At 45.9% G+C, this 14,959-nt stretch carries 14 protein-coding genes; 8 read left to right on the top strand and 6 right to left on the bottom strand.

Annotated elements, in window-relative coordinates; translation table 11 throughout:
* Nucleotides 1–13: 13 nt before the first annotated feature.
* Nucleotides 14–493: a hypothetical protein gene (locus CBE68_RS18620; protein WP_143824463.1), complete on the top strand. Its 480-nt coding sequence runs from the start codon at nucleotides 14–16 to the stop codon at nucleotides 491–493.
* Here the strand turns inward: CBE68_RS18620 and CBE68_RS02215 are convergent.
* The 3 genes from CBE68_RS02215 to CBE68_RS02205 all read right to left on the bottom strand — a co-directional run bounded on the left by CBE68_RS02215 (nucleotide 440) and on the right by CBE68_RS02205 (nucleotide 2,855).
* Nucleotides 440–1,441, bottom strand: coding sequence for a hypothetical protein (locus CBE68_RS02215; protein WP_229744616.1), 1,002 nt, complete (start codon nucleotides 1,439–1,441; stop codon nucleotides 440–442). The genes CBE68_RS18620 and CBE68_RS02215 overlap by 54 nt on opposite strands.
* Nucleotides 1,442–1,523: 82 nt before the next feature.
* The gene (locus CBE68_RS02210; protein ID WP_229744617.1) at nucleotides 1,524–2,528 is read right to left on the bottom strand and encodes a DNA cytosine methyltransferase; all 1,005 of its coding nucleotides are present in this window, start codon (nucleotides 2,526–2,528) and stop codon (nucleotides 1,524–1,526) included.
* Between the two features lie 36 nt (nucleotides 2,529–2,564).
* Nucleotides 2,565–2,855, bottom strand: a complete 291-nt coding sequence (locus tag CBE68_RS02205; protein WP_087504446.1) for a DNA-binding protein — start codon at nucleotides 2,853–2,855, stop codon at nucleotides 2,565–2,567.
* 301 nt (nucleotides 2,856–3,156) lie between these two features.
* On the opposite strand from CBE68_RS02205, the gene CBE68_RS02200 reads away from it, so the two are divergent.
* The 6 genes from CBE68_RS02200 to CBE68_RS02175 all read left to right on the top strand — a co-directional run bounded on the left by CBE68_RS02200 (nucleotide 3,157) and on the right by CBE68_RS02175 (nucleotide 8,877).
* Nucleotides 3,157–4,083 (top strand): tyrosine-type recombinase/integrase, encoded by a 927-nt coding sequence (locus CBE68_RS02200; protein WP_087504445.1) that lies wholly within the window; start codon nucleotides 3,157–3,159, stop codon nucleotides 4,081–4,083.
* Between the two features lie 3 nt (nucleotides 4,084–4,086).
* Nucleotides 4,087–6,105, top strand: coding sequence for an AAA family ATPase (locus tag CBE68_RS02195; protein WP_087504444.1), 2,019 nt, complete (start codon nucleotides 4,087–4,089; stop codon nucleotides 6,103–6,105).
* Nucleotides 6,106–6,151: 46 nt separating this feature from the next.
* Complete coding sequence (locus CBE68_RS02190) at nucleotides 6,152–6,568, top strand: hypothetical protein (protein ID WP_087504443.1); 417 nt, start codon at nucleotides 6,152–6,154, stop codon at nucleotides 6,566–6,568.
* 85 nt (nucleotides 6,569–6,653) lie between these two features.
* Entirely contained in the window at nucleotides 6,654–7,058 is a 405-nt protein-coding gene (locus CBE68_RS02185; protein ID WP_087504442.1) for a DUF2787 family protein, read from the top strand.
* A 176-nt stretch (nucleotides 7,059–7,234) separates the two neighbouring features.
* A complete protein-coding gene (locus CBE68_RS02180) occupies nucleotides 7,235–8,248 on the top strand; it encodes an HNH endonuclease domain-containing protein (RefSeq protein WP_087504441.1) in 1,014 nt (337 codons plus the stop codon).
* Nucleotides 8,248–8,877, top strand: coding sequence for a class I SAM-dependent methyltransferase (locus CBE68_RS02175; protein ID WP_087504440.1), 630 nt, complete (start codon nucleotides 8,248–8,250; stop codon nucleotides 8,875–8,877). Before CBE68_RS02180 ends, CBE68_RS02175 begins: the two co-directional genes overlap by 1 nt.
* A 137-nt stretch (nucleotides 8,878–9,014) precedes the next feature.
* Here the strand turns inward: CBE68_RS02175 and CBE68_RS02170 are convergent, their stop codons facing one another.
* The 3 genes from CBE68_RS02170 to CBE68_RS02160 all read right to left on the bottom strand — a co-directional run bounded on the left by CBE68_RS02170 (nucleotide 9,015) and on the right by CBE68_RS02160 (nucleotide 12,392).
* The gene (locus CBE68_RS02170) at nucleotides 9,015–9,962 is read right to left on the bottom strand and encodes a hypothetical protein (RefSeq protein WP_143824462.1); all 948 of its coding nucleotides are present in this window, start codon (nucleotides 9,960–9,962) and stop codon (nucleotides 9,015–9,017) included.
* 224 nt (nucleotides 9,963–10,186) lie between these two features.
* Entirely contained in the window at nucleotides 10,187–11,470 is a 1,284-nt protein-coding gene (locus tag CBE68_RS02165) for a tyrosine-type recombinase/integrase (RefSeq protein WP_087504438.1), read from the bottom strand.
* Nucleotides 11,471–11,900: 430 nt separating this feature from the next.
* A complete protein-coding gene (locus CBE68_RS02160; RefSeq protein ID WP_087504437.1) occupies nucleotides 11,901–12,392 on the bottom strand; it encodes a GlcG/HbpS family heme-binding protein in 492 nt (163 codons plus the stop codon).
* A 367-nt stretch (nucleotides 12,393–12,759) separates the two neighbouring features.
* On the opposite strand from CBE68_RS02160, the gene CBE68_RS02155 reads away from it, so the two are divergent.
* Nucleotides 12,760–14,727 (top strand): mechanosensitive ion channel family protein, encoded by a 1,968-nt coding sequence (locus tag CBE68_RS02155; protein ID WP_143824461.1) that lies wholly within the window; start codon nucleotides 12,760–12,762, stop codon nucleotides 14,725–14,727.
* Nucleotides 14,728–14,959: the final 232 nt, after the last annotated feature.

Genomic DNA, 14,959 nt, shown 5'->3' with positions numbered 1-14,959 from the left:
ATCGAGTTACGCTATGCGCTATCAGCTTTTTCAAGACAACCTGCCGATCAAATTCAACAGCAAATTTGAGGACGCCATCAACGATGCGATAAACCATTGTGGTGGTACAGAAGGCGATCCTTACCGCCCTCTTTTCATGAAATTGTCGTCAAACGACAACACCTACTCCCTTAGACTAGAAGGCTCTGTATACGACTCATTGGTTGAGCTTCACGAGCTGTGCTTCAGCAGATTCTGTAACAGCGAAGAGCAGGTACTTCTGGTGCTGTCTGGCGAGGGCAACCAAGAGTTAAAATTAGCACTAGAGCTAACAGAGTTAGCTGAGATCAACACGAGCAAAGCCGCCCTTGCACACATAGACAGATGGTTGATCACAGAGTTTGTGAAACCCGTAAATAACATTACCAAGCATGATGGCTTGCTTGATTGCCACCAAGACTTAAGACTTCCCCAAAAACAGCACTTCCGAAGGGGTCCAATCTCGAGCATGTGAATCTGCAATTTGTAACCATTCTTTGATACGGTTTCGCGGCTCCACATCCTTCCCCCAATACTCTTTAAAGAGGGCACCATCCATCTGCTGCGCTGCAACCAAAATATCGTCCTCAAGAAGCTCGATAGCACGTTGTATGTATATCCCACCCTTATTATCGTTTTTGGGGTTGGCAACACTCCCAGCAGAAAACAGATCCCGTGCCTGATGGCAAAGAACACCATGATAAGTAAGAAGGTATAGTACGACATCATCGTACTTATCTCTTGACCTACCTGTTTTTACTATCTGGGGGCATAGCAGCACGGCTTCGGCCCTTAGTTTTTTCTTTTCAGCGGCTTCCAATTTTGTATAGAGGCGAGCTTGAATTGGCAACGTATGATCTTGACCATCAGAGTCTTCAAGCCACCAAAGGCGCTCACCTTTTTTTAACCTTCCACGAGCATAAAGCCTGACGTACTCCATTTTCTTATGGATATCAGAAATTCGAAATTCATCGTATTGGATCCCCATTCTGTCGAATAGTGATTCTTTAGCTCCGATTTCCACTTCAAACCGAGGCACGTGAGAAGTTCGGACATGCATTACGCACTGTTCATATTTCCCCCACCGAACCTCTGGCTCCCCCCCCATTTTGCCAAAAACCAGATAAACATGTTTAACACTTTCGATTCGATTGGTCTCTTGCACGCTGTTTGCAACACTTCGCCAAGAGTCGTTTTTGGTAAATTTAACCTCGATCCCAAAATCACCAAGGTCTATGTCAGGAAATGCTTGTGGGTGCGGAGTGAAATCTATATCTGGGAGTATTTTTGAGCCTAACTGTTCCGCAACTTTTCTTACTCTCTCCTCGAACTCATTAGCTTTAATGAAAGGAGTATCTCTAGCTTCGTCAGTTAATTGATTACATATCGCAGCCAACAGCTCTTCGAATTCTTCGCTTTTCAAAATAAAAACAAGCTCTTAGTTTATCCTTAAAATCGGTTAATTTAGACTAAGAGCTTGTGGGGATTGTGTCCACCTTTTTTAGTTAATCTAAAGCGTTCAGCACTGCATTGGCAACATGCCAAGCAAGTACTGGAGGAACTGCATTACCCACCTGTCGTTCGGTTTCTCTTAACTTAGATTCAAAGATAAAATCGTCTGGAAATGACTGAATACGCGCAGCTTCTCTCATTGACATCCTTCGCGGCAATTCATAGTGCCAGTGAATGTTACCATGACACTCCGCTCTTACTGTATATCCAGCTCTATCCGCTTTAAGTCGCCTGTCGCCTTGTTCTGGGCTCTTTTTAGCCCGACTCCAAATGTGATTAAAACCTTCGTCTTCATCAAGTTTGGATAAATCATGAATAGCTTCTTTAGCAGTTATGTGACTGCCCTTGTGAGTTGTGGGTGCAGGTGGTTCAAAATTCCCAACAGTAGGTAACGTTCCCACAATCATTACGCGCTCCCTAGTCTGAGGGACACCATAATCAGCAGATTGGTAAAGATGATACGTGACGTTGTACCCAAGAGATGAGAAATCTCTCAGTACCTGTTCCAAGGCCTCTGCATGGTGCTTCATAAGTAGGCCCTTAACATTCTCGGCAACAAAAGCCTTGGGTCTAATTCGCCTCACAGCTTCAACCATGGCTCTGTATAACCCGCTTCGTTTTCCTTCAATACCAGCACCTTTGCCATTGACTGAAATATCCTGACAGGGAAATCCACCAATAACGATGTCAGCGGAGAGAGGCAAATCATCGAGCATTTCCCAAATATCTCCCTGATGAATGTGCTCCCCAATATTTCGGCGATATGTCCTACAAGCAGCTTCATTCAACTCATTCGCCCAAACTATATCTACAGGATGCTTTGGGTACTTGTGATTCAGGAAGGTAAACCCGCCTTTGAAACCAAAATCCATTCCTCCACAACCGGCAAACAGTGAAACTATTTTGTGACAACGGGTCCTGCTGGCTCCAACGTATACAGGGGAATTCGCAATTTCGTTTCCAGTCACAGGTTCAACGGCTTTCTCATTGAAAGTCACTTACAACACCCCACAACATTATTTATACACAGATAGTTACAGCGGTAAATCAAGGTCACTTTGCTTGTCCCCACCAAATTTTCCTTTCCTAGCCGCACCTCTTGGGCGCTTACGGCTTATATCTAAATTTTCTAGCACATTACGATAGTCAAGACCATGCTCAGCCATCTCTCCCATCAATGCTGCGATGATGGCTATATGGGTAGGCACCGTACCTTTTTTTGAATAGTTACTTAACGATACATGATTCATTTTCACCAGCTCAGCAAACATTCTCATCGTCACACCGGCTTTGCCCAATTGTCTTTGAAACTCTTCATAAGTCATGAATAACTCGGCAGTTCACAAGTACATTTTTATTTATGAACGTTAAAAATAAAAATATGTCTTAAGTTAATTATTTAATGAACAAACCCTAACACATCATTTAGTGAACGACAACAGGAAGCTGTATATATAGACAGTAATTCACAGTAAAAGCAAATTGATCCCATCAATCAAAAATTCACTCAAATTTGATCCGTTCACCCTCAAGCAACTTTACTATCCCCATCAAAAACAGCCATTTAGACCATTCATACCTCCTGATACCGTTATATCAACAACTCATTGATTTGCGGTATCTTTCATGCAGAAAAAATCCCCTACTTTGCTCTATTTAGAGCGCTTAAAAGCGACCGGCAGAGCAGCAATTAATAGTCAGCTCAAGCAAGCGCGAGACTTCTTTGAATGGCACGGCCCTGTTGAGAAACAGCCGTTTCACTCACTGTCTTACATTCAAATCGAAGCGCTGAAACAAGCTCGTATAACTTCTGGCGCATCAGCTCGCTCGATTAACCATTTACTGTGTGCAATTCGGGCAATTACCAAGATTGCGTTCTTGTCTGGCCTTGTGACTGAGAAGCAGTGGCTACAGGTTCAAAGTATCCAGCGGTTGAAGACCTTTCCAACGACCAAAGGCGCTGCGTTAGCGGCTGATGAGGTATGTGAATTGCTGTCGGTGTATCGACAAAACAAGCGATTGGTTCCGGTTCGCAACACCGCCATTTTAGCCATGTTGCTATCGACCGGCCTTCGACGCTCTGAGCTAATGGCATTGAAGCTCTGTCATTTCTGCGCTGAAGAGTTAGCGATTGAAGTCAAACACGGCAAGGGCGGTAAACCTCGTGTGCAGTACATGCCTCAGTGGGCGGCAGATGATTTGGATAACTGGCTTGACGTGCGCGGTTTGGAATCGGGCTACTTGTTCAACCCGTTTTTAGGTGAAGAGCCACAATTGCATCGCAAGCTATCGGCCACATCGATTTACAACATTGTCAGTCGGGCCACCGAAGATTTGTTGGACTCTCGCTGCTCGCCCCATGACATGCGGCGTACATACATCTCGCAGTTACTCAATGAAAACGTGGACTTGCTGACGGTCTGCAAGATGGCCGGTCATTCAAGTGTCACCACCACCCAAATCTATGACAAACGCGATGAGCAAAACTTGATTGCATCAGGGCGTGGTCTGAGCTTTTCGGGTGGCACTAGCAATCGTCGTCAGCGGAGGTAGGGCATGTTTATTTCACGCAAATACCATCAGCTCATTACTCAATATCTCATCAATGCGCTGACCTCTTCTGACTATGATGCAGATTCACTTGAGAGTGTGAATTGCAAAGACTTTTTGCGCATGACAGGTCATCACGTTCGACTCTCGCACGACGAGTTGTTTGACAAAGATAAGCTCCTAGAGACGCTCTCAAGCTTTCGCTTCAAGACGCATGACACTGATGTGCTAAGTAGCAACTGTGAGCTGCTAGGACGCCACATGAAGCTCTCAGCAGCAAGTATTGAGTTACTCAAGTTGCTCGTTGTGATGAGCTGTAATTTTGAGTTTGGCGATACGCTTGCTCGCGCATCACTCTCTGATGATGCGACACAGCTCATTGCCGATACGGTGAGCTTGTCCTGTGAGGCGCTCGTTGCTGCAACACGCGAGCTTAAGCAATGTCCATTGTTCAACAAAGAGCGCTTTGCGCCTAATTCTGCATTCGACAATTTATACCCAGTAAATGCGGCCTTGGTGGCACAACTCTCAACCAAACGGTTTGAGTCGTATGATGAGTTGGTGCAGCAAATCTTATTGGTTTCGCCCAAAGCGGAATTGCAGTTATCCAACTTTGAACATGTTGATACTGACATCATGGCAAGCTTGCTTGAAGTGGCCAAAGTCGAGCCCATCCAAGGGCTCAACATCTTGCTTTATGGTCCTGCTGGGACAGGTAAAACTCAGTTGGTTCGTGCCATGGCCGAGGTTCTGAGTTATCCGCTATATGAAGTACACCCGATTGGTGGTGACTCAAATGCCATCAAGCAAGAGTATGACGAGCTAACGCCAAGCCCTTGTTTACGGTTGCAGCACTTGCAGTTAATCCAATCGCTTTGCTCGTCGCAAACCCAAGGCATGCTGATTGTCGATGAGTGCGAAGACATCTTCTCGGAATATCGCTTTGGCTCCAAGTTATCAAAGCTGACCACCAACAGTTTGTTGGAGGATAATGCGCTGCCGACGATTTGGATAACCAATGATGTGGATGTGTTTGAGCCAAGCCACTTGCGCCGATTCACTTATGTTATGGCCGTTGATAAACCTCCACGCGATGCCATTGCCAAATTGATTCAATCCACGGCCAAAGGACTCAGGTTATCGAAACCCTTTGTAAATGAGCTGGCTAAAAGCCCATCGGCCACACCTGCGACCGTCACCAATGCCTGTCAGGTATCCCGATTCGTTGGCTCAAAAGGTAAAGCGGCTGAGGGCATTGTCAGTCAAGTACTGGATAACCTTGATATGGCATCCGGCATACCACCAACGAGTCGATATAAAAATGCCATGGCCTTTGATGAGCGGTACGTGAATCTGACTACAGCGCCTAATCAGCTCAAGCAAATCAAACGTGGCGTCGCGCAATTGATGGACATACGGGTACTACTGACTGGTCCCCCAGGTTGTGGCAAAACAGGTTATATCCACTACCTAGCCGATGCGCTTAACCAAGAGCTCATTACTGCCAAATGCTCAGATATTTTGGGTAAGTATGTGGGGGAGAGCGAGCAAAACGTAGCCAAGCTGTTCAAGCGAGCGACCAACAACCAAGCCATCTTATTTTTGGATGAAGTCGATAGCCTTCTCATGGCGCGAGACTCAATGCAACGAAGCCATGAAATCCAACTAGTAAATGAGTTCTTGCAGCAAATCGAGCAGTTTGAATACCCGCTCTTTGCGGCCACGAACTTTGCCAAGAACCTCGACCATGCCGTGGCACGGCGATTCGATTTCAAGCTGGCCTTTGAATACCTAAAGCCTGAGCAATCAGCTCACTTGTTCAAGCAAGTGCTGAAATCCAAATCCACCACAGCAATAGAGCGCCAACTAAAGCAGCTCAAACACTTAACGCCCGGCGATTTCGCCATCTTGACTAGAAGGAGTCGCTACGCAACCAAACCATTCACCGCTCAAGAAGCATTGACTCTCCTTGAGCAAGAGAACAATCGAAAACAACAACCCCAATCCATCGGCTTTATTAACTAGCCACACGTTTTAGTCACACCCAAACCAACACAAACTGGAGCCCATCATGGCAACAAAACTATTGAGTAAGCTCAAGGCATCTGCACGCCCAGAGAATTTGAAAGATAACCCGTTACTGCGTAACCGAGAGCGCTTGTTAAAGCGGCTAAACACGCAACTGGACATGGCCAAACGCCACTTAGACGGTAAGCCCTTACAGCGTGAGGTCAGCAAGCGCATCATGGATGAAGAAACCGGCGAGATGGTGTCGAAAACCACCACCAAAGTCGTTCGCCCTTGGTTCTACACCCGCAACAACTGCCTCTACTTCGAGGTGCGAAGCGGCAATACCCCTATGGAAATAGCCAAGGGTATGCATGCCTTTGAAGTGGGCTCACCCGAAAACCTCATTCCCACTATCGAAACAGTCATTGAAGCTGTTGTGGCAGGCGAGCTGGATAACTTCCTAGAGCCAACCAAGTAACGAAGCCACCAATCCAACAACTCAAAATCCGGTAGCGGCACTGTCGCTACTGGCCTTTTTCTTAAATCACCCAAGAGAACACACCATGACCACAGTAAGCACCTCACTACCACTGCCTGTATCGGAGCAATTCGCAAGCCTCTTAGCCGAGCAACTCAAAGACGTCACCAGCAATGCCGTCACCCTAAATTTCAGAGATGAATCCTATGATGCCGAATCAGGTGGGTTCCGACCTGTTGAAATCAGGCTAGAGCGCCATCTCAACCAATGGCATATCCAGTACATTACGGAGTTCTGCTATGTCGGTATTGGTCCCTTCGCGGAGCTGACCAAAAGCCTCGACTTCGACTTTGGCTGCGGCATTTTCCAATCCGTGATTGGCGAATGTGCTATTGAGAAAGGAACTGATATGTATGTGGTCTGGGAGCCGAATTTCTTGAGCTATTGGCAGGAAATGAAGGCATTTACTCTTACGATTTCCCCTGACTAAAACCACCATAGGATAAAATCAAAACTTCACTGTTATTCAATAGAGCCAGCTATTAGCAGCTGGCACAACTCTCGAGTAACTGATTGTATGCTCTATTAAATTAACATTAATCGGCTCCCCGTATAGATCTGGTAAACTCTGCATAATCAACAGTCAAATTGTGCGAGTTAGAGTTAATGGAGTTTTATCAGGTCGACGTAACCAATGAGAATTGTTGGCGTGCAATCATATTGTTTGGAAAGAATTCTGCCACATACAAGTTTGCACTGGCGCAATCACTCATCGATATGCATGCCAAGCCCAATGATCTAATAACCTTGGAGAAACTTGCTGAGCCATTTAGCCGACATATTTGCACCCACCTCCAGCACACTCCTAAGCAAAGCACCTCCTCTTCCAGCAAATTTCTCGATGCATGCTCCGCATATAACCGAATGGAAATAGAAAAAGACTCTTTAATTAATACGACGATAAAACAGGGCTTTAACCATGTACTCAAAGCCTTCCACAACGTGAACAACGAAGAGTTACCTAACCGATTTTTTATTGACGAGCGCAGAACAAACAAAGGGATTCGACTGACGGATAAGTTTTATCAACTGACCGAAAGTGGCCAGTTTGAAAATTTCCGTTATGAAACTGAAGCTCGCTGGCGACTGGTAGAACAAGCGTGGCGCATGGGTGTATCCCGTAACCTCGTATCAGTTCAATACGATCCAAAATTGAAAACCTTGTTCACCTCAGACAGCGAGCGCCGTGTCGATATCACCAGTTGCAGAGACAGTTTGAACGGCTATCAAAAAGGTCGCTGTTTTTATTGCTATGACGAAATAAGCATTGATAAAAAATCACCGAACTTAGCGGATGTCGATCACTTCTTGCCGTGGGCCGCGAAAGAGAATGTTGATAACGTGAACGGAGTTTGGAATTTGGTATTAGCATGCCAAGACTGCAACAGAGGCGAAGGCGGCAAATTTGCCAAAGTACCAACAATTGAGTTGTTATCTCGACTCCACAAAAGAAATGAGTATTTTATTAATAGCCATCTTCCGCTCCGACAAACGCTTATTCAGCAAACGGGATTGGAAGAGTTGGCTCGGAGGAGCTTTTTACAAAAACAATATGATTCAGCCAAATCCATACTGATCCATGAGTGGCAACCTGAACCACGCGGCATAATGACTTTCTAATGACTATTGATTACTACAACCAGAACGCCAATGCTTTTGTCGAAAGTACCCTCAATGTAGACATGCAAGCTTTGTACTCGCCATTTTGCAGTCGATTACAAGAAGGAGCCTTAATTCTAGATGGAGGGTGTGGCTCAGGTAGAGACTCGAAAGCTTTTATAGCTATGGGATACACCGTCGAAGCAATGGATGCATCTCTTGAAATGGTCAAGCACGCTAGCACTTATACCGGAATACACGTAGAGCATAAGACTTTCCAAGAAATAGATGAAACAGAAAAATATGATGGGATTTGGACGTGCGCCTCGCTTCTCCACGTCGCCCGTAAAGAGCTACCAACAGTCATCAAGAAATTAACCCGCTCGCTGAAAAATGGTGGAACATGGTATCTGTCATTCAAGTATGGAAATACTGAGAGAAGTAAAGGAGGGCGAGACTTTACAGATATGGACGAGACGACAGTGGCTCAACTACTAAATCCATTTAAGGAACTGAAAGTAGTGGAGCTCTGGCATACAGAAGATGCTAGGCCAAGCAGGGATGAAAAATGGCTAAACTTAATCGTCCAAAAAATAGAGTGCGGTGTACGAGCTCATACACGATCTGACACTGTCGATTGCACAGCGTGACCTAACTTTACAACCGGCACACTAAACGACGGAACTCATTTCTGGACATTTTCGTGTTAACGAGGTTTTTAGTAGATATGAAAAAGCCAGCTAGGTTATTAGCTGGCTCAAATCGATATTAATCGCTCTTCAACTAACTACTCTAAAGCAGATTCGCAAGGGGAAATATCTTCGGTTAAAGCTACGGAAAAATCTAGAGCCGCGTCTCGGTCAAAGAACCAGAGATCTGTGCCCCCATATTCACCGTTATCAATATAGTGCGTCTTGAGATAGTTTTCTGTACTACCGCAAACTATTTTGAAAAACTCATTGTCATGTACTTCTAACAAGCCTTCTTCAGTTATTGAAATCTCAAGTGTAAAATCTGAATCACTATTAATTAACCCTGTTACAAAAAACTCTGAGCCATCGTCACTTACAGTCAGCTCTTCTGCAACTCCCCCTAAATCATCATCAAACCAAACGATGTATAAAGTTCGTCCCCCAAGCCACTCGTAACTAAATTGGCTAGGAAGCTCAACGCCATGTATGGTTTCGAGCAAGTAGGATTGGGCTTGATCGATATCAACCAGAGCACTATTGGGTGAGCCACTATTTGCCACCAGACCTACTACATCGGAGTCGAAATCTTCATCAGCAAAATCGACAGTCATGTTTTGGGCGGCATCGTGAGCTTCTTGGGAAATGTTTATCCCATTGTCGGTGTCGCCGTCAACATCTATTGATATTAGCAATCGTGCTAAATTAGTTACTTCAGGATCATCAATATCTGCTGCCTCAAATATTTCAAGAGGCGTTATACTGGACTGTGCAGGCGTATCCGGCAATTCGATTCCGCCAATAGCAAAAGTAACTGACTCTCCATCTTCATACAGGAACTCTCCTGCATCGCTAGTCATTCCAGATTGCGTTACCGTCCGAAAATGAATACCCTCAACAGGACCGACAAACACGCCAGTCAAAGGGGTTTGATTCACAGTATTGCTATCTGAGCTTCCATCTCCGCCACCGCAAGCTGCCAGTGCAACAGGTAACAAACAACACATAATCCTTCGTTTGCATAACTTCTTCATAGACTCATACATCCTAATTCTCCTTTTAGGTAATCGTGATGTTACTGCGCAGTTGAGTATATGAAGTGGGCGTTTTGCTGGAGTTTTAAGGGGTAGGTTGATTTGATCAAAATCAATTTTGGAAACGATAGACATCAAACAAGATTTGGGGCAGAAATGAGTTAGAGCAACTTATCAGGTTGGATCTAGCCTCGAATCTAAGAGTGCCAGATTACGTCCAGACTAATCCAAGGAGGCTAGATACAGCCTCGCTGCTTATAATTCGCTTCCCATGTTTTGTACGTTTCAACCCATTTGTCCCCAATAGCCTGCTTGTGTTTGGTCCATTTCTTCTCGATTTCTTCTTTTGCAGGAAGGTCAACGCCAGAGAGCTCTTTGGTATACATTCGCGGAATAACATGGCTGTAATGCCGTTCAATCATTTCGGTACTGGTGCCGCATTGGCGTGCAAGTACTTCAATCGGCACCGTTTGGGCAATCAATTCCCACGTTATGTAAGAGTGTCGCAATGAATAGAGAGTTCGATTACCTGACGGTGATTTTTCCAGCCCAGCCTTTTTAACCGCCTCAGCAAATGAGCGGCCAATTCGTGAGGTTGTTGATCCATCAGGCAGAGTAAACAGCTTGTCGCTTGCTTTGCGATTTGGAAATCGGTTCACCATATGCCTAACCGTCATTTCCAAGGCTTTCTTGCACACAATTTCTCGAGTGCCAGTGTAGAGCGTGGTTTTACCTTTTCTAACTGAGATGTGAAACGTTGCCTTGTCACCATGGCGCTCGATGTGCAGATCTCCCCAAGTTAGGTTATCTAGCTCAGAGCCCGGCCTCATTCCGGTGTAAATCACAAACTCGGCATAGTCTTCTGTTAGCTGTCGAATATGGCGAGTTACTTCTTTGTGACTGTTTTCCATCATGTCATACAGGGAATCCATGACCTGCTCATATTCTTGTGGCGTGAAGTGGGCTCGGCGCTGAGGTGCTTCCCCTTCTGACGTATTTAAATCGGGAACTTGGTTGGCCAACATCCATTTGTTTTCGATGGCTTCCTTGAACACCATCTGCATGGCAGCATTGTGATTAAGCAATGTCGATTTAGCTGGTACTCGCTTCATCTGAGCGATACGCCAAGTATTGAATTCCTTGAGCTTAGTAATGTCGATGGACGTGACATAAATGCGATCAAAGAAAGGGATATGGTACTTGTTGAGTACTTGGATATAGTTTCGGTAGATTTGCTTACCAACACCATCATCGATGGCTTGCTGCATGCTGGCGATAGCTTTTTCGGCTACGTCCCTGAATCGCTTGGACTTCACTAACTGGTTTTTCTCGGACAGAATTTCCAGCTCCATTTGCAGTCGGTAGGCCATCGCAATGGCTTTCTCTTTTTCCTTTTGCTTTGTTGTCTTGCTATACCACTTACCAGCCACCTTGATACGGGCATACCAGCGCTTGCTGTTATCCTGAAGGTAGACGTATAGTTCGTCAGAAATGTCGTGTCTGTCTAATTGATTCGCCATGAAGAAACTCTTTTTCTGCAAAGTTTTTGCAAAGTCTCTTCATTGTAAAATAATCAATTAATTTTTAAAGAATTTCCTAACGACACCGCATTGAAAATCCCCGTGTCGGTGGTTCGATTCCGCCTCTGGGCACCATTACAAATAAGCCCTGACCATTTGGTCGGGGCTTTTTTGTATGTGCGATTTGTGGCTGGATGAGAAGCGCCGAGCGTGGTTCGACAATAACGTCTGGAACGTTTTTGGACGCCCGCAGGGCGGGCCGAAGGCCGAGTCTCAGGACGAGACGAGCATTCCGCTTGGAATAAAGCCCAATTGAATCAACTGTGGCGATTAAGAGAATTTAAAGCCCTGACCATTTGGTCGGGGCTTTTTTGTATGTTGGGGGCGGGTAACCTCGACATCAAGCTACCCGGTTATTCCCGATGGAATGCTAGTCTTTCACCGACTTCAGCAACGCATCAACGCCAGCTTGTGCAATTTGTTCATCTTGCAAGCCTTTCACGCCACTAACTCCGACAGCACCAATGACATGACCATCTAACTTAATGGGCACTCCACCGGCAAATGGCAGCATGTCCGTCAGCGACATCAGCGCTACCTCACCGCCACCAACACGCTCCGCAAACACGCGACTCGGGCGCTTGTACATTACCGAGGTTTTGGCTTTGCTCAAGGCAGTTTCTAGGCTTGATGGCTGGGCGCCATCCATGTGTTCGAGATACATCGGGCGGCCAGCGGCATCGGCCACCACAATGACAACATTCCAATTTTCCGATTCAGCTTTAGCAACAGCAGCTTGAGCAACAAATTTGGCGCCATCCAAAGTAAGCGCTGGTACTTGCTTCACCAACTCAGTGGCCGATACCGTTACGCTCATCGCGCCAACAGCCAATGCAATGGCTAAATTCTTGAACATTTTCATCCGTCTTTCTTCCTTTCATTGGTGGCGTATCTAGCCACATCCCGGTTAACGTCAAATCAACACTACGCCAATGGTACGCGGAGGTCCGAGGCAGACTCAACCACAAACACGCAAAAACCATCACAATCTTTTACTTTTAGTCAGATTGGACAGGGATGACAATTATGAGTCTCGAACTCTTAGTCGACATGGTGTTTTTGTTTCAGCTCAATTTAACTTCCTTTTCCTCCAACCACGGCAATAGAGCTTGGTAAAAAGCGCTATATTGATTGGGTATTCAGGTGCTTGGCCGAGATTGGTTATCGGCATAACGACAGACAACATTTGTTCAAACCGCACATGGCAACAACCGAAAAGGAGTTTGGCTGTGAAAGTACTTGCTGGCATTTTGTTAATAGTGGTCATTGCGCTATATGCCCCTCCTTGCGCGGAAGCTTCCGTCCCTTCGAGTAGCCCACTATCGTCGCTAGAGCTGGAGTTGGGGGACGAAGCTGCCAATGAGATTTTTTGGTATAGGGTCGATACCAGCAGCCCTCGGATGGTGTTACTGAGCTTTGTCAGAGTGATGCGCATTTACCAGCAATCTGTGCAAAAGACCGGTTATACCTGGACTAACGCCGAGCAAACCAAAAACCTCAGCGCCCAAATCGACAAGCTATTTGATTTAAGAACAGTACCAGAAGACTTTCGAAATCATGTTGCAATGGAGGGAGCGGTCCACATTAGAGAAATTCTTGCCCGAGTTGTGCTGCCGAAGCTCAAGCTAATCCCAGACGAAGATGAAATGGCCGCTCGCATCGCCATCGGCAAAGCGCCAATCTACCGTGTGCCAGGCACACCCATTGAAATAGGTTTGAGCGATACTGGGCGCTATCAATTCCGCCCCAGCACGTTGGCCCAAGCCCGAAGTTTGTATGGCGAAGTGAAACACCTGCCCTATGCTCCCAAGCAGCAATATGTGAACGGCCTTTATCAATCTTATTTTTTCTACTCGGGCCCGCTGTTACCCCACGAGTTAATGCTGGCGCTGCCCAATTGGTTTTACTCGGAGTTTTATGAACAAACTGTTTGGCAATGGTGTTTTGTCGCACTTGCCGTGTTGTCATTGGTGCTTTTGCGAGTCCTAAGAAGCGCAATCAGTAAACACACGTCAGAGAGTAGCTTGCTAGTTCGACGCACTTTTGAGTTGTTTAATCCCTTGTCCGGTTTGATTTTGGCTTATTTTCTCGAGGTGTTTTTGCGCGATCACGTGTTCCTAACCGGTGATGTGTTGCAATCAGCAGTCTTTGTCACCCGCGCGTTGACCTTGTTCTATTTGGTTGTCGGGATCATCAACTTGGGCAACTTGTCATCTGAGTTAATCCTATCAACCGAGCGATACACTGGTAGTACGATGAATCAGCAGCTCGTTCGTTTGGCTGGTCGTTTACTCTCATTAGCGTTCGCGGTTGTGGTCGTTATCGAAGGCATGCAACGCATCGGCTTTTCTTTGGCGACATTGGTCGCTGGTGCAGGCGTTGGTGGCTTAGCGATAGCACTAGCGGCACAAAACACCTTTAAGAACATCATTTCTGGCATCGAGTTATCATTGGATAAACCATTTGTCGAAGGGCAACGAATCAAAGTCGATGACATGGATGGTATCGTCGAAGATGTTGGCTTACGCTCAACCCGGCTGCGAACTTTAACAGGACACCAAATCACAATTCCAAATGAAGTCGCAGCCAATGCAAAGGTAGAAAACGTCGGCAGGCGCCCCTATATCCGCAGAACATTTCACATCACTGTGACTTACGATACTTCCCCGGCAAAAGTCGCTCGCGCGGTGGAGCTCATTCAACAGATCCTCGCGCTGCCTGATAATTTTGATCAACAAAACGACCATCAACACCCGAACGTGCCAATCAATCAACCTGACTTACCACCTCGAGTTTTCTTCAATGAATTTAACGCCGACTCGTTAAACATCGCAGTGAATTATTGGTATCACCCGCCAGAATATTGGGACTACTCTGCACATGCGCAGTGGGTCAATATGCAAATCATGGAGCGATTTGCAGCAGAGAAAATTGAATTTGCGTTCCCTACCCAGACTCTGTATCTAGCAGGTGACAATGAGAGACCGTTGGATATTGGTATGACTGAACGCCACGCACCCACTGCTCGAGAAAAGGCTGTTCGACCAGTTAGAGCAACGCCAATTAGCGATGAAATGGCGCCCGATGGCAAAACAATGGCCGAAGTCGAGCAAGCAATCAGTGATTCGAATCAAGTGGAAGTGGATGAGGAACAAGAGCCAGACTCAAAACGCAAAATCGATGACGAAGATAATTAAACGGCAGGGAGAAATTACAGCTCAAAAGAACGCTTCAACAATCACTTTGAGCGCATTTATCTGAGCGCGAGCGGTTGAGATACGACGATTAGCAGAAGTAATCGTCATTCGGCTGTGACGTCGCAATGTTAGTTCCACCGACAACCCTTTCACAGTCGAATGAACTATATTGTTGATATTGAAACTAATATCAAAGAGATACTTCCCTACCCTTGCCGTTAGCAGTACAAGT

This window comes from Neiella marina, assembly GCF_002165625.1.
In the GTDB taxonomy this organism is placed as follows: domain Bacteria; phylum Pseudomonadota; class Gammaproteobacteria; order Enterobacterales; family Neiellaceae; genus Neiella; species Neiella marina.
Note: the sequence above shows the minus strand (reverse complement) of the source record. Positions and strands in the feature narration are given on the sequence as shown.